The sequence below is a fragment of the Levilactobacillus cerevisiae genome (assembly GCF_003946245.1).
GTDB classification, from domain to species: Bacteria; Bacillota; Bacilli; order Lactobacillales; family Lactobacillaceae; genus Levilactobacillus; species Levilactobacillus cerevisiae.
Genome location: NZ_RHNN01000036.1, coordinates 1 through 19,864, shown reverse-complemented (window position 1 = coordinate 19,864; position 19,864 = coordinate 1). Strand labels below are relative to the sequence as shown.

The 19,864-nt window shown below is 48.7% G+C and carries 16 protein-coding genes; 4 read left to right on the top strand and 12 right to left on the bottom strand.

Features of this window, described 5'->3' with window-relative positions:
- Positions 1 to 150: 150 nt before the first annotated feature.
- Both EKM99_RS13970 and EKM99_RS13965 read right to left on the bottom strand, forming a co-directional pair.
- Positions 151 to 309 carry a bacteriocin-type signal sequence gene (locus EKM99_RS13970; RefSeq protein ID WP_125584011.1) on the bottom strand — a complete coding sequence of 53 codons (159 nt, stop codon included), beginning with the start codon at positions 307 to 309 and terminating at the stop codon, positions 151 to 153.
- Positions 310 to 453: 144 nt separating this feature from the next.
- Positions 454 to 2,616 carry a peptide cleavage/export ABC transporter gene (locus EKM99_RS13965; RefSeq protein WP_125584010.1) on the bottom strand — a complete coding sequence of 721 codons (2,163 nt, stop codon included), beginning with the start codon at positions 2,614 to 2,616 and terminating at the stop codon, positions 454 to 456.
- Between the two features lie 226 nt (positions 2,617 to 2,842).
- Between EKM99_RS13965 and EKM99_RS13960 the strand changes: the two genes are divergently transcribed.
- Entirely contained in the window at positions 2,843 to 3,325 is a 483-nt protein-coding gene (locus tag EKM99_RS13960) for a PedC/BrcD family bacteriocin maturation disulfide isomerase (RefSeq protein ID WP_125584009.1), read from the top strand.
- A 176-nt stretch (positions 3,326 to 3,501) separates the two neighbouring features.
- On the opposite strand, the gene EKM99_RS13955 is transcribed toward EKM99_RS13960, so the two are convergent.
- The 5 genes from EKM99_RS13955 to pth form a co-directional block, all read right to left on the bottom strand.
- Positions 3,502 to 3,912 carry an FtsB family cell division protein gene (locus EKM99_RS13955; protein ID WP_125584008.1) on the bottom strand — a complete coding sequence of 137 codons (411 nt, stop codon included), beginning with the start codon at positions 3,910 to 3,912 and terminating at the stop codon, positions 3,502 to 3,504.
- Between the two features lie 234 nt (positions 3,913 to 4,146).
- Positions 4,147 to 4,419: an RNA-binding S4 domain-containing protein gene (locus EKM99_RS13950; RefSeq protein ID WP_125584007.1), complete on the bottom strand. Its 273-nt coding sequence runs from the start codon at positions 4,417 to 4,419 to the stop codon at positions 4,147 to 4,149.
- 1 nt (position 4,420) lies between these two features.
- Complete coding sequence (locus tag EKM99_RS13945) at positions 4,421 to 6,007, bottom strand: polysaccharide biosynthesis protein (RefSeq protein WP_125584006.1); 1,587 nt, start codon at positions 6,005 to 6,007, stop codon at positions 4,421 to 4,423.
- A gap of 60 nt (positions 6,008 to 6,067) precedes the next feature.
- Complete coding sequence (gene mfd / locus EKM99_RS13940) at positions 6,068 to 9,613, bottom strand: transcription-repair coupling factor (protein WP_125584005.1); 3,546 nt, start codon at positions 9,611 to 9,613, stop codon at positions 6,068 to 6,070.
- Between the two features lie 16 nt (positions 9,614 to 9,629).
- Complete coding sequence (gene pth / locus EKM99_RS13935) at positions 9,630 to 10,187, bottom strand: aminoacyl-tRNA hydrolase (RefSeq protein WP_125584004.1); 558 nt, start codon at positions 10,185 to 10,187, stop codon at positions 9,630 to 9,632.
- Positions 10,188 to 10,970: 783 nt separating this feature from the next.
- Between pth and EKM99_RS13930 the strand changes: the two genes are divergently transcribed.
- The 3 genes from EKM99_RS13930 (at position 10,971) to cbpA (ending at position 15,214) form a co-directional block, all read left to right on the top strand.
- Positions 10,971 to 11,936, top strand: coding sequence for an L-lactate dehydrogenase (locus EKM99_RS13930; RefSeq protein WP_125584003.1), 966 nt, complete (start codon positions 10,971 to 10,973; stop codon positions 11,934 to 11,936).
- Between the two features lie 935 nt (positions 11,937 to 12,871).
- Positions 12,872 to 14,260: a L,D-transpeptidase family protein gene (locus EKM99_RS13925; RefSeq protein WP_125584002.1), complete on the top strand. Its 1,389-nt coding sequence runs from the start codon at positions 12,872 to 12,874 to the stop codon at positions 14,258 to 14,260.
- 312 nt (positions 14,261 to 14,572) lie between these two features.
- On the top strand, positions 14,573 to 15,214 hold the full coding sequence (cbpA, locus tag EKM99_RS13920; protein ID WP_125584001.1) for a cyclic di-AMP binding protein CbpA: 642 nt from the start codon (positions 14,573 to 14,575) through the stop codon (positions 15,212 to 15,214).
- Positions 15,215 to 15,351: 137 nt separating this feature from the next.
- On the opposite strand, the gene EKM99_RS13915 is transcribed toward cbpA, so the two are convergent.
- The 5 genes from EKM99_RS13915 to EKM99_RS13890 form a co-directional block, all read right to left on the bottom strand.
- On the bottom strand, positions 15,352 to 15,732 hold the full coding sequence (locus tag EKM99_RS13915) for a type II toxin-antitoxin system PemK/MazF family toxin (protein WP_125584000.1): 381 nt from the start codon (positions 15,730 to 15,732) through the stop codon (positions 15,352 to 15,354).
- A 42-nt stretch (positions 15,733 to 15,774) separates the two neighbouring features.
- A complete protein-coding gene (locus EKM99_RS13910) occupies positions 15,775 to 16,005 on the bottom strand; it encodes a hypothetical protein (RefSeq protein WP_125583999.1) in 231 nt (76 codons plus the stop codon).
- A gap of 82 nt (positions 16,006 to 16,087) precedes the next feature.
- The gene (gene alr / locus EKM99_RS13905) at positions 16,088 to 17,209 is read right to left on the bottom strand and encodes an alanine racemase (protein WP_125583998.1); all 1,122 of its coding nucleotides are present in this window, start codon (positions 17,207 to 17,209) and stop codon (positions 16,088 to 16,090) included.
- A 2-nt stretch (positions 17,210 to 17,211) separates the two neighbouring features.
- Entirely contained in the window at positions 17,212 to 17,571 is a 360-nt protein-coding gene (gene acpS / locus EKM99_RS13900) for a holo-ACP synthase (protein ID WP_125583997.1), read from the bottom strand.
- A gap of 547 nt (positions 17,572 to 18,118) precedes the next feature.
- The gene (locus EKM99_RS13890) at positions 18,119 to 19,261 is read right to left on the bottom strand and encodes a baeRF6 domain-containing protein (RefSeq protein WP_125583995.1); all 1,143 of its coding nucleotides are present in this window, start codon (positions 19,259 to 19,261) and stop codon (positions 18,119 to 18,121) included.
- Positions 19,262 to 19,864: the final 603 nt, after the last annotated feature.

The window sequence follows — 19,864 nt, the reverse complement described above, 5'->3', positions numbered from 1 at the left end:
AATTTATCGTTGCTTACTTCTTGATAGTGACTAGGTCACGTAAATTCTTGAGAATCAAACAAAAAATATTTTGCGCAAATATTTTGAATGTTCTCATTACTGAGAGTCTTTTTAAAAATAAATATAAGGACGGCCTCTTTATCTTTCTTATTAGCCGTCACAAATGTCGTGGTGGTGGCGCATTTCGGCAGCAATGTTGGCCAAAGTACAGCCGATATCATAACCAATTTCTCCATCTTCCCATTCACCACTTGGATCATCAAGACCGCCAGCAATCTTAATTAAATCCACGTCATTCAATTCGTGCATAATACCTATCTCCCTTGATTTTATGACCATTCAAGATTGTTGAAACTCACCTTTCTCTTGAATTAAATCCATTATAAATACTTGGTCCCATTCGGCAAGGTTAGACGCTATTTTTGCTATAGAATGTTCGGGAAATTTCCCTACTCAGTGATGTCCTTTACAAAGGTCAGTATACGCACCTTGAACATTGATCAACTGTTCATGAGTACCCGATTCTATAATTCTTCCGCCACTCATGACCAAAACTCGTTGAACCTCTTGAGCAATCTCCAAACGATGGGCAATAAATATAAGGGTTTTGTCTGTTAAGCCAATCAAGTTTTTAGTGACCGTTCTTTCAGTTTCCAAATCCAAATTACTGGTAGATTCATCCAAAATCATGACTGGGGCCTTGTTTATGACGAGACGAGCAATGGCAATTCTTTGTAATTGTCCTTCTGATAGTCCCGCGTTTTCCGTTAAATTTGTGTGATAACCGCTCGGAAGTTTGCGAATATCTGAATCAATATCGGCAATCCTGGCCGCCTCCATAATTTCATCTAACTGAATATCTTTACCATCCGCACCTAACGCAATATTTTCGATAACCGTTCCAGCAAATATGTAAGGCGTTTGTGGCAAGTATGAGATACCCTTTCTTAATGTTGCTTTGCTATATTCGCCTGCAGGGTGCCCGTTAATGCGTATTGTTCCACTCGACGGCGAATAAAAGTTCACCATCGTTTTGGCCAATGTGGACTTACCGGATCCGCTGGGACCAACTATCGCAATTGAGTCCCCACGATTAACAGTTAGCTCAATTTCATGTAAAACCTCCTGACCATACTTATATTGGAATGACACTTTATCGAGTTGAATTGTATGAAACTGGCTAGGTAGAAAAGTTCTGTCCCCATCATCCATTTTCTCAGTTGATGCAAACAGGACTTGATTTAATCGGGCGTTGGCAACCTTCGCCGTCTGCAAATTATTTTGAATCCCAATTATTTCTCCAATTGGATTCATGAAATAGCCTAGCAGCGAATTAAATGCGACCAATTGACCAATCTTCAGGCCACCAGATATAACCATTTTGGCTCCGACGAAAAGAACACACATGGCAATAATTAGTTGACTGACATTTTTTAAAGCCGACTGAAGAGCCAACGTTTCGCCATACTTGAAGCCCGTGGCCAGTAAGTCCTTATAATTTTTTTGAGCGTGTGAACTTCGTGAATCTTCAATTACCGCCGCCTTTATTGACTCGATACCACGAATATCTTCAATCATCTCAGAACTTAATAGCGCATTTTGCTCCATTCTCTTTTTGTTCAACTGGTCAAAACGCCCGAAGAAAGTAACCGCAATGAGTAAATATATCGGAACAATCACCACTGGAATGAGCGACAGCTTGGGGCTAACACCAAGAAGCGCTATTCCAATAGCAATGACTGTACCTATATTCAAAATTGTTGAGATCGATGTTACAGCCAAGACGCTGATAATATTATTTGCGTCAAAAAATCTTGAAATCAGTTCCCCATTCTTCCGTGTGCTGAAAAATTTGAGCGGTAAATGTAATAAATGGTCTATATACCCTAGAGCAACATCTTTAGCTAATAACTTCCCAAGTAATGCGGATAATGCTAAGTTCACAAAAGTAAATATCCCATAAAATACATATAACACCAGTAACCCCATTGAGATAATATTCAACGTATTTAATTCTTTATGGGGGACATATACGTCAACAATTTGTTGTAGAAAGTAAGCCCCAAAAATAACAATCAACGTACAAGATATCGCCGTAAGTGAAATGGTAAGGACCAGAAACTTATGTTGCAACAGATACCTGCCAACACGCCAGAGATGGTCCTTATCCTCTTTTATTATGCGATAGTCGGTACTAGGCTTCATTAAGAGTGCAATACCCGTCCACTCACCCTGAAATTGCTCATACGTGATTTTAGAGACCCTCTTCATTGGGTTGGGATCAGCGATGATTAAATCATTTTTTTTGAGTGCCAGAACAACCACGTAGTGCAACAGGCCCTTGCTTCTATTCAGATGGGCAATAAATGGTACTTGGATACTTTTCCTGTTCGCCCGCAAGTAATCCTTATCAATTTGAACAGCTTGTGTATCAATTTGAAATTGACTAGCTGCCTTAATCAGTCCCAAAGCTGTCGTGCCACTTTCATCTGTTTGTGAATAATTTCTGATTGAGGATATTGAAACTGTAGATTTGTAAAATTTCAATATCATTGCTAGACAGGCTGGTCCGCAATCAGTTTCATCAATTTGAGAAACGTAACATCGTTTTATCATGTTAACCCCCGCTTTTCCACTTATATATGTCAGAGTCTAACACGACATCAACGCAACCAAATAGTCGACAGGTTGATTAGTAATCCAAAATAACGATGACGTTATTGACCGTTTTAAGCCCCAAGTCTTGAGTTAAGCATTAAAATAATGTTGATTTTGAAACTAACGTCAGGCTTGAAGCCACCGTTTCAGAATTAGTACCTAATCCTAATGAGGGGGAAATCTAATGAAAACATTAAAGAATATTATTTTAACAGCACTATCTTTAATGATTGGCGGCGCCTTTTTCTTCAATTCACAAGCATTCGCTGATACTAGCACTACAGAACCTGCACCAGTGAGCGAAGAGCAATACGAGGAAAATATTAGTGGTGTCACCCAAATGACGGGTCAGGAATTTCTAAGCAAGGCCAGCGATAACTCCGCCGATTTCATCGTTTTCTTCGGCTTCAAGGAATGTCCCTACTGTCGTGAATTTTCTCCAACGATGAAGCAATACCTGGCAGAAGGAAATCATCAGGTTTACTACGTGAACATCGACCAATTCAACTTTGACACTGATGCGGGTACAAGCCTATTTAATTCCGTAGTTAGCACCAGCGGCATACAGTTCACACCTACTATTGAGCATTATAAGGATGGAAAAATCCAACAAAAGCTTGTCGGTTCAGATACAACCCTGGAACAACTGAATGAGCTAGGAAGTTAACAGCACCTATTAACCAAATATGGCGAATAAAAGGTTCCCACTGGAAGGCCCAATACTAGGGATGACATTACACAAACAGACTAACCTCAGTGGTACTTTTGCGCTTTCAATCTTTAGATCAGAACCTAAAAAAATCCGACGGTTCGTTAACGCCGAACCGTCGGATTTTTTCATGTTTATTTAGCGGTGACGTCGCTAGCGTGATCGCCAGGAAGACTGTAAATCGTCTCGCCGTTTTTAGAATAGTAGTACTTGGAGCGAATCAATTGCCCCAAGTAGTCCTTATCATTCAATTGCTTAATCTCTAACTTGAGGTCGGCACTCTTGGCCTGGGTCTTCGTCAGTCGCTGTTCGCTCGTGGCGACCTGCTGATTGACCGTGTGCAGACTGGCATGGGTCCGAATTAACTGAACACCCAAAATGACCGCAAAAACAGCAAACACCACGAGAATCCGCGTTGCGCGTCGCACGCGCCGGTGGCCCAACCACCGGGTATGGTGTTGTTGGTCCGCCTGCTGCTGATTTAATTTTCGCGTATAGTCATTGTCTAGCCGTTTAATCTTTGCCGTGGGCTTCGCGTCCGCCATGCCACTCACTCCTCAAGTTTTCACCAGATAGTTTAACTTGAGTATAGCAAGTTTCGATTTATCCGTCTAGGTAGTTAAGCACATTGTAAAACATTCGTCACATTCGCCGCTAAAAATTGCCCGTTTTCACGGCTCAGGGCCCCCGTTAGCCGGGTCACTGTCTGGCAGGTCACCGGCCAAACTGATTTCGCTGACCCGTTTGTCAAATGACGACCGAAGATCCAGAAGCTCAGTCTATTCTTGGCGGAAATCTTGGGCGTACTCTTCCTTAACGATGGTGTACATCCGTTCCGCATCGTCCTTCTTGGTGGTCTCTAACAATTCGTCAACTTGGACCGTCAACGTCTTGTTCCCAAACTTGATGACCAGTTCATCCTTGGGGGCGACTTCCGTTGAGGACTTGGCAACCTTACCGTTGATTTCGATCCGGCCCTTGTCCGCAATTTCTTTAGCAACCGAACGCCGCTTGATGATCCGTGAAACTTTCAAATATTTATCTAATCGCATGTTATTTTCCTCCATGTTGACTTAGTTTTTGCCACAATCTTAACACTGTTTCTGCGTGGGGAATGGCCAGCCACTCCCGCACGGTTAATAGTTGCCAGCTCAAGGCCAGACTGAAGAAAATCGCGACCCCCACTGGAATCGCAATCAGTAAGCCCAGACCCGCGGCCAACCGCCCCGCTGTAAATACCGGCCACCAGTAATCCATGAGGACCACCGTGACCCGCACGCCGGCCACCATGAGGATGGTACAACCGGCCAGTTTGCGGATGAAATCACGACTCCAGATGCCCAACCGCAGCTCGACCGCTGACCCGTACCAAATGACCGCAAACATCGCCGCCAGACTCAGCACCGTCAGCCAACTGGCACCACCAGCGCCAAAGTTAACCACGGCCCAGTGATTGCCAATACATTTAACCAGCAGCCCGGCCATCAGCGCAACCACCGTCAACCGATAGCTGTTTTGACTTTGCAGCACACTATTGTAGGTCTGAATCAGCGTGGCGAGAATGATACTGAGCATGTAGACACCCAGCATCCCCACCCCGGCGGTATTGCCAAAGAGCAGGTGGTCGATCCACGGCATCAGGCTGATCAGCCCCGCCGTCGCGGCCGACGCAATCACCAGCGCAATCCGCATCATGGTGGTAGTCAGGCGCTTAAACGTTTTGGGATGCTGCTGGTGCTCGGCTTCACTCAGGGCCGGCAGCAAGGACGTCGCGAACGCCACCGCCACGACCAGTCCGAGCTGAACTAATGGTTGGGCGCGATCGTAGACCCCCTTGAGGCTCTTGGCCGCTAAATCTGACATACCACCCGCAACCAACCCGTTCTTAACGGTAAATGAATCAATCAGTTGGAGCAAGACCATCATCGCCGTCAGGAGACACAGCGTGCCCCCCTCAATCAGCAAGCGTCGGCCTAAATGGGGAATTCGGCGGTGACCACCCGGGGAAACGTCTCTTTGCCGCCAACGGGGTAGGACCAAAAGTGCCGCCACCGCCGCAACCGTCCCGCCACTCAGGGCCCAAGTCCCCATTCGGTAGACGGACCAATCGTGGGTGGTCGCCCAACCAGCCGCAATCAAGATGACCACGACGCGGACCAGCTGCTCCACTACTTGGGAACGCGCGGTCGGCAGCATTTGAAAGCGGCCTTGGTGGTAGCCCCGGCCGACCGACAGTTCCGGCATCAAGAGAAACATCCACGCCACCATCTGAATCAATGGCGCTAGTTGGACATCGCCCATCCCCCGGGCAATCGCCGACGCACCCAGCATTAAGCCGCCGAACATCACTAATGCCAGCGCCCACACCCAGTGGTAAACCTGGCGAGCGACCGCCTGTTGCGTGGGCAAGTCGGGTGCCTCCGCAATTAATTTCGAAATAAACACGGGTAGACCACTCAGGGCAAAGGTCATGCCAATCCCGTAGAGTGGATAAACCTGTTGATACACGTAGAAACCGGTGTTGCCGACCATGTTTTGAAAGGGCACCCGGTAGACAGCACTCAGTAGCTTCGCGATGAACGCCGCTACTGAGAGAATCAGGGCCCCTTGCAGGGTCGTATTCACGTTGCGGTTGCCCATCGACTACCTTCCTTTCGCCAGTTGGCCAAAAAACTGTCTCGCGGCCACTCAGTATGGCATTTACTTGCTAGTCGACTTCTCGTCTTCCTTCGGCTTCGTCGTCACTTCAACGATGTCGCGAAGGGCCGCCATAAATTGTTGCAACTGCGGTAGCCAATCGTTGACGGTCATCTTCGGTTGAATCACCAATTTGACGTGCAACCGGTCATCGCTAATCCCGACCGTTGCCTTCAGATCAGTCGCTGCCAACGCCTTAAAGACGTCTTCACCACCGAGGATGTTCGTGCCCTGCTTGGAAATTGTCACGAAGATATCCCCGTTGACGCGGCGAATCTTATCGACTAACGCCAGGTCGGCCGCTAGCTTGAGTTGCCCAATCGTCAGGAGTTGACTGACGGCATCCGGGTACTCGCCGAACCGGTCAATCAAGTCCGCCTGAATCTCGCTAACCTCATCGTCGTTCTCGAGCTGCCGAATCCGTTTGTACATTTCAATCTTTTGCTGTTCATCTTCAATGTAATCACTCGGCAGATAAGCTTCAACACCCAATTCAACCGTAGTATCGCTCTTCGGCTGAGTCTTCTGGCCCCGCTTCTTCGCGACGGCTTCACTTAACATTTGCGTATACAAGTCATACCCAACGGAGTTAATAAAGCCATGTTGCTGCTTACCCAACAAATTACCAGCACCCCGAATAGAGAGGTCCCGCATCGCAATTTTGAAACCGGAACCCAATTCGGTGAAGTCCTTAATGGCCTCGAGCCGCTTTTCACTGACCTCGGTCAGGACCTTGTTCGGCTTGTACGTGAAGTAGGCGTACGCCACCCGGTTGCTTCGGCCAATCCGTCCCCGGAGTTGATACAGCTGAGACAGGCCCATCCGGTCGGCATTTTCTACGAATAGCGTGTTGGCGTTTGGAATATCAATCCCGGTTTCAATGATGGTCGTGGTGACCAGCACATCGTATTCACCCCGCAGGAAATCAAAGAGCACCCCTTCGAGTTGCGACTCCGTCATCTTCCCGTGAATGTAGCCAACCCGGGCTTCGGGAACCAGCGACTGTACCTGGCCGACCGTCTTCTCGATGTCATCGACCCGGTTATGCAGGTAGAAGACTTGGCCGCCCCGTTGCATTTCACGGCGAATCCCGTCTTGAATGGCACCCGCATTTTGTTCCATGACGTAGGTCTGAATGGGAAACCGGTTGGCTGGTGGCGTTTCGATCACGGATAAATCCCGGACCCCCAGCATCGACATGTGTAGCGTCCGCGGAATTGGTGTCGCCGTGAGCGTCAAAACGTCCACGTTGGCCTTCAATTCCTTTAGACGTTCCTTGTGTTTCACACCAAACCGTTGTTCCTCATCGACCAACACCAGGCCGAGATTTTTAAACTTAACGTCCTGTGACAATAATCGGTGCGTCCCAACCACGATATCCAGCTGACCGCTTTCCAAATCCTTGATGGACTGGTGAATTTGCTTCGTCGTCCGGAACCGTGAAAACATTTCAACGTTGATTGGGTAACCCTCGAACCGGTTGGTCATGGTGTCGTAGTGTTGTTGCGCCAAAATGGTCGTTGGCACCAAGAAGGCCACCTGTTTGCCAGCTTCGACCGCCTTGAAGGCCGCCCGCAAAGCCACTTCCGTCTTGCCGTAACCCACGTCACCGACCAGGAGTCTGTCCATCGGCCGCGGCCGTTCCATGTCGTGCTTCACTTCGTCGATCGTTCGTAATTGATCGGGCGTCTCGGCGTACGGAAAGTCATTTTCAAAATCCGTCTGGAGGCTATCGTCAACTGGGAACGCGAACCCCTTCTCGGCCGCACGTTTGGCGTACAGGTCGACCAGTTCGTCGGCAATGTCCTCGATCTTGGCGGCAACCTTGCTCTTGGTTTTCGCCCATTCAGAACCACCCAGCTTGTTGATCCGCGGTTTCTTGTCTTCAGATGACACATACTTTTGAATCAGGTTCAGTTGGGTGACCGGGATAAAGAGTTGCGCGTTGTCCTGGTAATCAATGGTCATGTAATCTTGATGAACGCCATCAACCGTCAGCGTCTGCATGCCGATGAATTTTCCAATCCCGTGGTTGACGTGGACAACGTAATCGCCGGGCTTCAAGTCGGTATAGCTCTTCAGCCGTTCCGCGTTGGCCATGTTCTGCCGCCGGGGCCGCTTCTTCGTGACCTTCTGAAACATTTCGGCTTCGGTGATGATCACCAAGTTGGCCTCGGGCAGTTCAAACCCCGTGTGCAGGCGTTCGGGCACCAATTGTGTGAGGCTAGGCTGAAGGTTGGTCGATTTTGTCAACACCACTTTAATTTGGAAATCATCCAGCGTCTGTTCAATCTTCTCCAGGCGCTCTTCGTCCTGAACTAACAGAACGACCGTTTCCTTTTGCTTTTGCCACCGATCAATTTCCGTTTTCATGATGGGTAGCTGGCCAAAGAACTGTTGCATGGCCCGCGTTGTAATGTTGGTGATGGCTTGGAACCGTAAGCTCCCCATCCCCTTTTGAAAGAGGGCCAACATAATCTGTGCGTGGTCATCGTCCTTGATGATGGGCCGGAGCTCGCCACCAAAAATCTGTTGCGCAAAAATTTGGTGGTGACTCAACTTATCGGTCGCCCAATTGGCTTCATCTTCCAAGAGTTGTTGCTCAGCGTCCTGTAGACGCGAATAGTCCCCGAACAGCGCCAATCCATCGGCTGGTAAGTAGTCCAGCAATTGGTGGTGTTCTGGGAATAAATAATCTGCAAATTCCATGAGTTGCGGATCAACGGACCCCTTTTTAAGACCGTCGATCAGGGGTTGAACTTGATCCGTGAGGTTCGTCGCCGCGTCCGCTGCCAGCTGGCCCGCCTGCTTGGTGAGCTCGGTGGTTAGGGCCGCCGCCCCAGCGGTTCGTTCCGCCGCGGTTAAAATGAAGTCCGTTGCGGGCAGCACTTCAATGTGCTCCGCATTTTCAATACTCCGCTGTGTGGCGGGATCGAAGTAACGTAAGGAATCGACCTCGGTATCGAAGAAGTCCAACCGCACCGGATACTCGGCTGCCAATGGGTAAATGTCCAAAATGGACCCCCGCACCGCAAAGTCGCCGGGCCCCGCCACTAATTTCTGGTGGGCATATCCCATGGCAAACAAGCGTTGCTGGAGCTCTTCTAAATCAAATTCATCCCCCACTTTGACCGTAAACCGGGCCGCGGCGAAGTTGTCTGGCGCTGGCAAGAAGCGCCGGAGGCCGGACAACGCCGTCACAATCACGACTGGCCGCTCGCTCTGTAAAGCGCGCAACGCATCGATTCGGGAGGAACGGTACTCCGGTGAACTCGTGGCAACCTCTGCGGCCAGGAGTTCTTCGACGGGAAACTCAAAAAGCTCGTCGTCCCCCAGTAGGTTCGCAAGGTCATCAACGAGTTGGCCGGCATGATAAAGGGTATCCGTCACGTAGACGATTGACCGTTGTTGGTCGTGGAGCAGGCTCGCAATGAACAAGGTCTCGGCGGAACCATTCAGTCCGGTCACCAATTGGCGTTGTCCCGGTGCCAAAGTTCGCTTAATCCCTTTAAACTGCGTGGTCTGCGTCATAAATTCTTCTAAATTCACGCGATAACTTCCTATTCTAGTTGTACTGATTCATCAACTGAGTAAATTCGGTACCCGCCAACCAGTCGTCTAAGGCAGCGACCGCCTGATCGGTAGCTTGATTAAAGAGTGGCTGTTGGTCCTTGGTGAACTTGCCTAACACGTAATCCACCACCGTGTGGTGTTGTGGGTGATCAATGCCGACCCGCAACCGTTTGAAATTTTCGGTCGACAGGTGGGCAATCAAACTCTTGATGCCGTTGTGGCCACCAGCTGAGCCGTGGTCCCGCAGCCGAATCCGACCAACTGCCAGATCCATGTCATCGTGCACGACCATAATGTCATCCACGTCAATCTTGAAGTAGTCCATGATGGGATGGACCGCGCGACCGGACTCGTTCATAAACGTTGTTGGCTTAACCAGCAAGACTTTTTCGCCGTTGACCATACCGCTGCCAAACCGGGCATCCATCTTGCGGGTGCTGAGCGTGATGTTATGTTCCTTAGCAAAGGCGTCAACGACCATGAAACCAGTGTTGTGCCGGGTGCCATCGTATTGCGGACCGATATTTCCTAAACCAACAATCATTTTCATTTTAACAATTTTCTCCCTTAAAGCTGCATATTCTGAGCTAGAGACAAAAGAGCTGGACGGAAGCCGATTGCTCCCCGTTCAGCCGCTCAGGTTAACTTTTCTTCCTAAAAATACTACCCCTGAGTATAGCATAAGCGGCCCTGAACTTCACGCATCCTGCTTGTTTCTCCCGTGTGCAGGGCTGAGACATCCGAAATGAGCTCACAACCCTGTAGTGCCTTGTTTTCCACGGACTTCCGCCGACCCCCGATTCATCTGAGAATATCGGCGGCTAAATCACGTCAATTAGGAGTGATGAAATACTAACGTTATCGCCGAGATTTCACAAGATTTCAAAATTAATTGTTTGCTCCTGCCCCTTCAATTACCGAACGGTCACTCAAATCTATGTGAAAAGGTAGTTGGCCTTTCAGCTATTCCTTATCAGGATAACATTGCTTGTGAATTTCGGGCATGATAACCCCTGGTACACTGGGCATTCTGCCTGTAGGTCACCGGTCAATTGGTGACTTATTCACGTAAGCTGTCTAGACAAGTTGCCGAGATCACACTTATCCACGTAAAGCATTGACCTACCAAGCTTTCATCCGTCTTGACTTGTTCTTTGCGCGCAAATGGTCACGGTGAATTCAATAAAAACTTGCAGTTATTTGCCAGTTCATGAAAGTCTATATGATATTTTTCACAAAATTTCAGCTTACCCAATGGCTTTCACTCTTTTAACATGGTATACTAACTCACGGGTATTATTGCGTACCTTGATGTCAAAATACTTATTTGGAGATGAAGAATTTGACTACTAAGACTCATCAAAAAGTTGTTTTAGTTGGGGACGGTGCTGTTGGTTCAGCATTCGCTTACTCAATGGTAAACCAAGGATTAGCAGAAGAATTAGCTATTGTGGACGTTGTTAAGGAACGTACCGAAGGGGACGCCCTTGACCTTGAAGATGCTCAAGTCTTCACCGCACCTAAGAACGTATACTCCGGTGACTACTCCGACTGCAAAGATGCAGACGTTGTTGTGATCACTGCCGGTGCTGCACAAAAGCCAGGCGAAACGCGTTTGGACTTGGTTAACAAGAACTTAAAGATCATCAAGGCTGTTGTTAAGCCAGTTGTTGATTCCGGTTTCGACGGGATCTTCATCATCGCTGCCAACCCAGTTGACATCTTAACCTATGCTACTTGGAAGTTCTCTGGCTTCCCTAAGGAAAAGATCATCGGTTCTGGGACTTCATTGGATACTTCTCGTTTACGTGTCGCTTTGGCTAACAAGCTGAACGTTGACCCACGTAGCGTGGAAGCTTACATCATGGGTGAACATGGTGACTCCGAATTCGCCGCTTACGACGAAGCTACTATCGGTTCAAAGCCATTGAAGGCCATTGCTAAGGAACACGGTATTTCCGATGACGACTTAGCTACGATCGAAGACCAAACTCGTAACAAAGCTTACGAAATCATCAACCGTAAGGGCGCAACCTTCTATGGTGTTGCTACCTGCTTGATGCGGATCACTAAGGCTGTTCTGCGTGACGAAAACGCCGTATTGCCTGTTGGTGCCCCATTGAACGGTGAATATGGTTTGGACGATATCTTTATCGGTACCCCAGCAATCATCAACGCTAACGGTATTGCTAAAGTTATCGAAGTACCACTTTCCGACAAAGAAAAAGACTTAATGGCTAAATCAGCCGAAACCTTGAAGAAGGTTACCAAGGACGGCTTAGCTGCCCTTGAAGCTTAAGCATTAGCTTAGCTATTGATCGTCGTTCCCCTTGGGAGCGGCGATTTTTTTGTCTAGCGGAACCAAAGTCCAGCTAACAGAGATTCAAGTGACAAAATTGATTAGGACTTGCCACCTGCGGCTGCCAGAGATTCCGGCTCGGTTTGAAGCCTGACATAAATCGTCAGTCTCCAAACACGTCCCACGCTGTAAGCTGATTCTCAGCTAACACCGTCGACACAGCTGACTCCATCTCTGCCCTCCTCCGGTTCTGAGTGTTCTTCAACACAACATTGGTTTGACCATCGCTGGACTGCCAACCTCCGCTCACAATTTAGTCACAATCTATATAGGCGGGAGTGAGCCAAATTAAGATTCAGTCGTGGGGTTCTCCAAGTGGTTTAACTTAAAAAATTGCGGACAATTGGGTTGTCTAACGAACAATCACAGAATTTCAATCACTATTCTGCCTATACTGGCTAAAGCTGAGATTGGAATTTTACCAGGGCATTTCCGGTGACACTCCCCTTTTTCCAGCACGAATGACGACCGTGTTAATGACGAAATTAATCGTTTCGTTTTTGTTTACGTTTTTCGTCAATCTTCAAGTTCACTTAAACATTGATAAACCAAGCTTTAACTAGTGTCGTTGACTAGGTGTACACAACTAAACTTTTTACAACTAATTAGTCACAACTTTTTAGGCTTACCGCAAATTCAGAAATCGTCAGTCGGTGACAATTCAGCCGTAAGTTTGAAATGCCCCATAGGGTTGACCACTGCCAGTGAAAACTTTTTTAATTCTTTTAGATACTGATATGAAAGTAATGTAACCGTTAACATTAATGCTTCCACGTTGCCATTTAAGGTAGTTTGAAGTAAGCTTGGGTTATGCTATTGGTGATAGTTAAGCATGACGACTTTTCCTCCACTGGCTATTTTAGGAGGTCACACCTATGAAAAAGAGAAAAGCCTTCGTGATTGGGATCGTTACCGCAGTGGTTGCGGTCGGTGCCATTTACGTCGGACAAGCACTTCACTATTCTTCATCTCAGGTCTTCTTCAAGGACACTGAGATTGCCGGCGTCAATGTCGGTGGGAGCACAGCGAGCCAAGCGGCGACCAAATTAAAATCAGCTCTGAAGGATCAGCAATATACGTTGAAAGACGGCAGTAAAACCGTCACAACGATCAAAACGAATCAAGTTGATTTGAAGGTCACCTCACAGGCGGCCCTCAAGCAATTAATCAGCAAGCAAAACGTTTGGAGTTGGCCTGCGCACATCACGACGGCCACTGCCGACAGCATTTCCTTGAATGCCAGTGATGAGAATCAAGCAAGCGTCCAGACTTTAGCCAAGAAGATTGCGGCTAAGGCCAACCAAACACGGACGGCTGCCAAAGATGCGACATTTAGTTATCAAAATGGGTCCTGGGCGGTTACCAAGGAACAAAAAGGAAACCAACTGGACGCCACGAAGTTAGCGAAGTCCATCACATCCGCCATTGAAAAGGGATCGACCACCGTCAACGTTGACGGCGATTACATTCAACCAGCAGTCACGACCACCTCAGCCTCATTTAAGGCGGCTAAGACCAAGGCAACGGCCATTACGCAGCAGACTTACGTGTACAAGTTGAGTGGCCACAAGATTACGATTCCAAGTACCACCCTGGCTAATTGGCTCACGTTTAAGAACGGTAAGCTGACGACGAACAATACCGCCATCAAGGCTTACTTGACGAAACTGAGCAGCAAGTACGGCACCATCAACAAGACGCGGACCTTTAAGTCCACCAAGCGGGGCACGGTCAAAGTTAAGGCTGGTCTGTACGGTTGGAGTATCAAGGTTAAGTCCGAAACGCCTGCGCTGGCTAAGTTAGTTCTGGCCGGTAAAGGGATGGACCGCACCCCGACGATTCAAGGGAGCGGCTACCACAATAGTGGCACAGATATTGGCAAGTCTTACGTTGAAGTTGATAAAGTTAACCAGCACATGTGGGTCTACAAGAACGGAAAAGTCGTCGTTTCAACTGACATCGTGACTGGGTTACCAACAACAGCGCACCATACGCCAACTGGTGTTTGGGTCATCTGGAGCAAGCAACGGAACGCCACCCTGCGTGGTCAAAACGATAATGGTTCCAGCTACGCCTCCAAGGTGAAGTACTGGATGCCAATCGATGACACTGGTGTCGGGATTCATGATTCCTCCTGGCAACCTGAATATGGCGGTACCTGGTACAAGAAGCACGGCTCACACGGCTGTGTCAACACACCACCTTCCAAGATTGCGGCGGTTTACGCCAACGTCAAGGTCGGGACACCCGTCATTGTCTTCTAATCAGAATTTAAAAAAGTTGCGTTCACCGTTGATGGTGACGCAACTTTTTATTTACCGCCGTTAGAAAATCATACCAATCGCTAATAAAACTAAAATTGCGACAAAGGCTGCTAGGGTCCAGTACAACCATTTTTTGGTGATAATCGGCTTATCATCGGGATCATTCGACTGCTTCACGGTTCCACCCTCCTTAACCAATCTTTAATCCATTTTACCACGAATTTCGACGAAAATTGCTTCCCGTTCCTGGGTGAAATATGGTATTATTAGAGAAGATTATTAGAAGTTTCTAATTTTAGGAGGTCATCTGCTATGCTGCTTAAATCCCTAGTGAAACCGAAAGAACGTTTGGTTACGGTTCGCGAGGACGTCACCTTGGAACAAGCCTTAAAGGTCTTGGAAGATTCTGGCTATCGGTGCGTGCCAATTCTAGATGAAACGGGGCAAATTTTCCGGGGTAACATCTATAAAATGCATATCTATCGCCATAAATCTCGGGGCGGCGACATGCAGCTCCCAGTGACATCATTACTGAAAAATGCGACGAAGTTCATTTCCGTTAATGCGGCCTTCTTCAACGTGTTCTTCTCCATTAAGGATCTGCCTTACATTGCCGTTTTAGACGATAAAAACGCCTTCTATGGCATCCTAACGCATACCCGCTTGATGGATATGCTGTCTCAGTCTTGGAACGTTAACATTGGTAGTTACGTGATTACGGTCGTCTCAGCTGGCGAACGCGGTGACTTAGCCGGTATGGCGAAGATCATCACCAAGTACACCTCAATTGCGAGCGTGACTAGCCTGGATGCACAGGAAGGCGAACTGGTTCACCGGACCATGTTCACCCTGCCTGCTGAAGTCGACGAAGAAAAGCTCGATCGGATTGTGAAGGCTTTGGAACGTAAAGAATTCCACGTTCCTGAAATTGAAGATTTGCGTCACGAAAACTAGGTTATTATTCACCTAGAAGGTCCCGAGAGTTGTATTTCTCGGGACCTTTTTGTCATCTCACCACATAAATAAAAAGGTCACGCACAAAATTAACGTGCGTGACCTTTTTTTCCGTGCATGATTACTATGTACTGAACCTATTTTGCTTTTTTCTTCCGCGCCTTGTCCACCAAGCCGATACTCGTTGCAAGGGCAGCGTCTACCGCTGCCATGGTTTTGACATCCAAATGGGTCACCTGGTCTTTCAACCGTTGTTTATCAATTGTCCGAATTTGCTCAAGCAAAATGACGGAATCCCGCTCAATTCCGGTTCGAGCCGCCGAAATGCCAACATGAGTCGGCATTTTCGGCTTCTCAATCCGGGCGGTGATTGCCGCCACGATTACGGTCGGACTATAGTGGTTCCCCACGTTGTTTTGGATGATTAACACGGGGCGCATGCCACCTTGCTCCGAACCAACGACTGGTGATAGGTCGGCGAAGAAAACGTCACCGCGTTTAACCTCAACACGGGCCATGGGCCGCCATCCCCTATCTGATTAAATTTATAATGCCTGTTCTTAAGACCGCTTTGTTCTACGAAACTGGGTTAACCGTCGTTCAGCTTCCTCTTCACAGGGGGTGAACGCCCGAGCCAAATCCCGGTTGATTAGAGCCATTGCTTGGTAGCCAACAATCAACGCTAACTTACTTGCTGCCGCCGAATGTAACGGAATCAAGGCTTGATGCCTTGCCGTTCGGGTAATGTGGAGTCGTAACTGTGGTTGATTTAATTGTTGTGACTGAGCCATGAATTGCCCCTCCTCAAGTTAATCACTTCGTCTCATCTAGTTTACCACGAATCGGCAATTCAGGACACAATAACCCATTAAATTAATGCCGATAAACTCGGGGAATCCGACTCGTGAACCCACAGGCAATCTCATAATGAATCGTCCCGCAATAGTCCGCGACGTCTTGCAGACTAATGGTTTCGTCGCCATCCTGACCAACTAACGTGACCTTGGTTCCGCGTTGATATTTTGTAGGAAGACGCACCATCAATTGATCCATACAAATCCGGCCGATTATTTCACAAGGTTGACCGTTAACTAGGACGTGAAAGCCTTGTAGGCGCCGTTCGTAACCATCAGCGTACCCAATTGGAACCGTACCGACCCATTCACTTTGGCTGGCCGTGTAGGTCGCACCATAACCGACTGATTCACCGGCCGCAACTTGTTTGACGTGGACCAGTTCGCTGACCAAACTGAGTGCTGGTTGTAACGGATAAGGCTCTTTAACTGCCGTCCCAGAAGGATTCAGGCCGTATCCAGCCACACCAAAACGAACCACGTTGATGTTGCATTCGGCGTGCCAGAGACTGGTTGCCGAGTTAGAAACGTGGACGTACCGTGGCAATTGCGTTAACGCGCCGGTCAACTGTTTCCAGGTCGCAACTTGCTGCTTAAAGTAAGTGTCGTCGGGACTATCCGCCGTGGAGAAATGGGTGAAAATACCTTCAAAGTTTAACGTGGCCTGTTGGTTGAGGTACGCCACTGCCGCCTGCAGGGTCGCCGGCGTTTTAAACCCAATCCGTCCCATGCCCGTATCCAAACCGAGGTGGACCTGTAAGGGTGCCGCTGGCTTAGCCAAATCTAAATACGCCACCGCGTCCGTGAGCCAGGCCTGATCCGCAACCGTGGCCGAAATCCGCTGATTAGCCATCAATGGCGCATCGGCGGGATCACTCACACCCAAGACCAAGATGGGCTCATTGAATCCCGCGGCCCGCAATTCTAACGCCTCATCTAAAATGGCCACACAAAAACCGGTTGCGCCGGCATCCTTTGCCACCTGGGCAACCTGGGTTGCGCCGTGACCATAACCATTAGCCTTCACAACCATAAACAATTCACAGCCCGTCGCTAAGCGTGTGACTGCTGTGTGAATATTTTCCCGTAAAGCCTGGCGGTCAATCACCAATTGTGTTGGCCGGTGAACCCCAACTACCATGACTATTTCCCTCTTTCTAAAATCACTTGGGTCATGACTAACGTTGCCGTATGTGAAATGGAAACGTGAGCGATCCCCGTAAATGGGTGACGGACCACAATCGGTTGTCCGGCAGCGTTATCCCGTACCTCAACGTCTTGGAAACCAACCTCAGCCCCGATGCCGGTTCCCATGGCCTTGCTGTACGATTCCTTCGCCGACCAACGACCGGCAATGAATTCAACCGCCCGCTGGCCACTCAGCGCATGATAGTCGCTGAGCTCGCCAGGCGTGAGGACTTTATTTAAGAATAGTGGCTGCTTGGCCACCACGTCCTTGACCCGCCCCAAGTCGGTAATATCAATGCCGGTCCCGTATATCATGGTGTCACTCCTCCTGTAATGTCTACGTTTTATTTTAGCACAGCAGACCGTAATTGACCCCCACAACTTGACCGGTTAAGCCGAATCTTAACTTAATTGCAGACACCTTGATTTCCACCTCCGGCAAAACTGGACGGCACTACCTGTGGGGCAACCCTCTGGAGCCAAAGGACGGTCTCCAGAGGCGAACCCAAGCCTCCAAGAACGAGTCTTAGGTTCGGCCATCATGTAAGCCGGCACTTCGTTACCACCGGCTAACATGATTCTCACAGGTAGTGCCGTCCAGTTGCCTGCGGTTCCAATCGGTATGCAGCAGTTAAATTCAGACGTCCTATCCTGCTTGCTATCATTATCCTGTCTTCCTTCAGGCTCACTTTATACCCACTGAGTAGTCTTCCGGCACAGCTGACAACCTTGATCCACCTCTGGTCGCTTACACGTGCGGTTTCATTTTCTTCAACTAACTTAATCAGCGTTTTCATCCAACACATAAAAAAGGAAGCGTCTCTCTGTCCGCTTCCCTCTATGACTTATGTTATGTCGTCTTTTAGTGTAACACCGCCGCTCGTAGCCGTAATTGTGCTGCTACGGGGCTCCGGGTTGGCATGGCTTCTGCCGGGAGAACTTCTACTTGGCCGCCGCGCCGACTGACCAAGAGTGCCAGATCATTGTATAAATTATTCTGGCGACTCAAGGCTGTCGTGGTCATGATTGCCCCGTCTGCCGTTAAATGGCCGGGCTGACTGGCATCATCGCGCAACCACAGTTTGAGAACTTGTCCCTGAACTGCTGCGGTAGCTAAGGCGCCCAAGTCTTGGAGAACTTGTTCTCCCTGCCGTGCCTGATTGTACGCATCGCTGCGAATTTGCGTGGCCTGTTGATGACGTTGCTCAGTCACGCTGAGAGTTAACGCCGCGAGCGTTTGGTTCGCTGCCAAGAGGTTTGGATTCTGAACCACACGGACAGCCGAATCAAGATAGGCATTTTGTGAAATTTTGCGGAAATTACCTTGATCACTGGTGCTAGCAACCAAGATCAATGGCACCTGGTCACTGTTGGAAAAGTGCTGACTGACATACGCATCCACCAGCATAAAGTAATTTCGTTGATCCGCTGATTTGGCGGTATCTAAGGAACCAGTCCCGCTGTAATGGGTATGTTCCCCAGCGGACCGTTGCCAGCGACCGCGCCCCTTCTGCTCGGTGCCCAGTGCGTGTGCCATTGTCGCTGGTGCATCGACCGGCAAGTTGACCAGTTCTGGTCGCCCACTCCGAACCTGCGCCAATTCAAATGACTTTTGCCCCAGCAAGAGTAAATCGTAGTCGCTGGTCTTATCTTGCGCTTGTAAAATGGGCAGAACGTTTGGCTGATACGTCACGGTAATGGTCGCCGCAACCGGTGTGTGCAGCCAGTAATGATAACTATCCGTGGGGCCGGCCATGATGAGCAGACCACTCGCACTGCCGTTAGTCAACGGACCGTGGTCAAAGGGTGCAAACGCCTCAGCGTAAGCCGGCCACGCTCTGTCAGGCGCGACTTCAAGTAGGCGTTCCTTCCCACGTTTGAGTAAACTCTTGAACTGGGTGCGGTCCGTGGCCGCTAATCCCGTAACCGGTAGAGTCATGGTAACGAATGGCCCGGGCTGAGTGGCGAGTGTCAGTGCAGCGTGTAAGTCAAAGTGATTTGCCATGTAAGAAACCTCCGTGGTTTTGTCATAAGTTTTGTCGTATCAATTCGATAAGTAAACTATACCATGTTTATTTGGAAATTGCAACTAATGTTTTTATCCAAAATACATTTATAGTGTGAAGGTATTTGGCAAACGCTGGTAGATCAGTGTTTGGGGAAGACATATTTTCTAGATTTTCTGAAAATGCTAATGGACGGCTGGTTTTTTTCTGAACGCTGGACTTTATACTGGTTGATTGATTTTTAGTTAACCATGTGCCTGCACTTAACACCGTAACGGAAACGACCCAAGCCCGGGGCTTTCGTTTCACACCATTTTGTTTTAGGTCGTTAGTCTTGCTCTTGCCAGGAAATCCCAAGTCTGGCAGCCTCTGAAACGTGCTACGCGGGGCAACTGGTTCCGCTTAACACCGTAACGGAAACGACCCAAGCCCGGGGCTTTCGTTTCACACCATTTTGTTTTAGGTCGTTAGACTGACTCTCGCCATTAAATCCCAAGTCTGGCAGCCTCCGAAACGTCCTACGCGAGGCGGGACTGCTGAAAAAATACCCAAAACTATTTAAAGCGTTACCCGAATGTAATTTACATTCGGGTAACGCTTTC

Bases quoted from the DNA above. Each gene is read 5' to 3' on its own strand.
- EKM99_RS13970 (WP_125584011.1), bottom strand. From the start codon at position 309: ATGCACGAATTGAATGACGTGGATTTAATTAAGATTGCTGGCGGTCTT.
- EKM99_RS13965 (WP_125584010.1), bottom strand. From the start codon at position 2,616: ATGATAAAACGATGTTACGTTTCTCAAATTGATGAAACTGATTGCGGA.
- EKM99_RS13960 (WP_125584009.1), top strand. From the start codon at position 2,843: ATGAAAACATTAAAGAATATTATTTTAACAGCACTATCTTTAATGATT.
- EKM99_RS13955 (WP_125584008.1), bottom strand. From the start codon at position 3,912: ATGGCGGACGCGAAGCCCACGGCAAAGATTAAACGGCTAGACAATGAC.
- EKM99_RS13950 (WP_125584007.1), bottom strand. From the start codon at position 4,419: ATGCGATTAGATAAATATTTGAAAGTTTCACGGATCATCAAGCGGCGT.
- EKM99_RS13945 (WP_125584006.1), bottom strand. From the start codon at position 6,007: ATGGGCAACCGCAACGTGAATACGACCCTGCAAGGGGCCCTGATTCTC.
- pth (WP_125584004.1), bottom strand. From the start codon at position 10,187: ATGAAAATGATTGTTGGTTTAGGAAATATCGGTCCGCAATACGATGGC.
- EKM99_RS13930 (WP_125584003.1), top strand. From the start codon at position 10,971: ATGAAGAATTTGACTACTAAGACTCATCAAAAAGTTGTTTTAGTTGGG.
- EKM99_RS13925 (WP_125584002.1), top strand. From the start codon at position 12,872: ATGAAAAAGAGAAAAGCCTTCGTGATTGGGATCGTTACCGCAGTGGTT.
- cbpA (WP_125584001.1), top strand. From the start codon at position 14,573: ATGCTGCTTAAATCCCTAGTGAAACCGAAAGAACGTTTGGTTACGGTT.
- EKM99_RS13915 (WP_125584000.1), bottom strand. From the start codon at position 15,732: ATGGCCCGTGTTGAGGTTAAACGCGGTGACGTTTTCTTCGCCGACCTA.
- EKM99_RS13910 (WP_125583999.1), bottom strand. From the start codon at position 16,005: ATGGCTCAGTCACAACAATTAAATCAACCACAGTTACGACTCCACATT.
- alr (WP_125583998.1), bottom strand. From the start codon at position 17,209: ATGGTAGTTGGGGTTCACCGGCCAACACAATTGGTGATTGACCGCCAG.
- acpS (WP_125583997.1), bottom strand. From the start codon at position 17,571: ATGATATACGGGACCGGCATTGATATTACCGACTTGGGGCGGGTCAAG.
- EKM99_RS13890 (WP_125583995.1), bottom strand. From the start codon at position 19,261: ATGGCAAATCACTTTGACTTACACGCTGCACTGACACTCGCCACTCAG.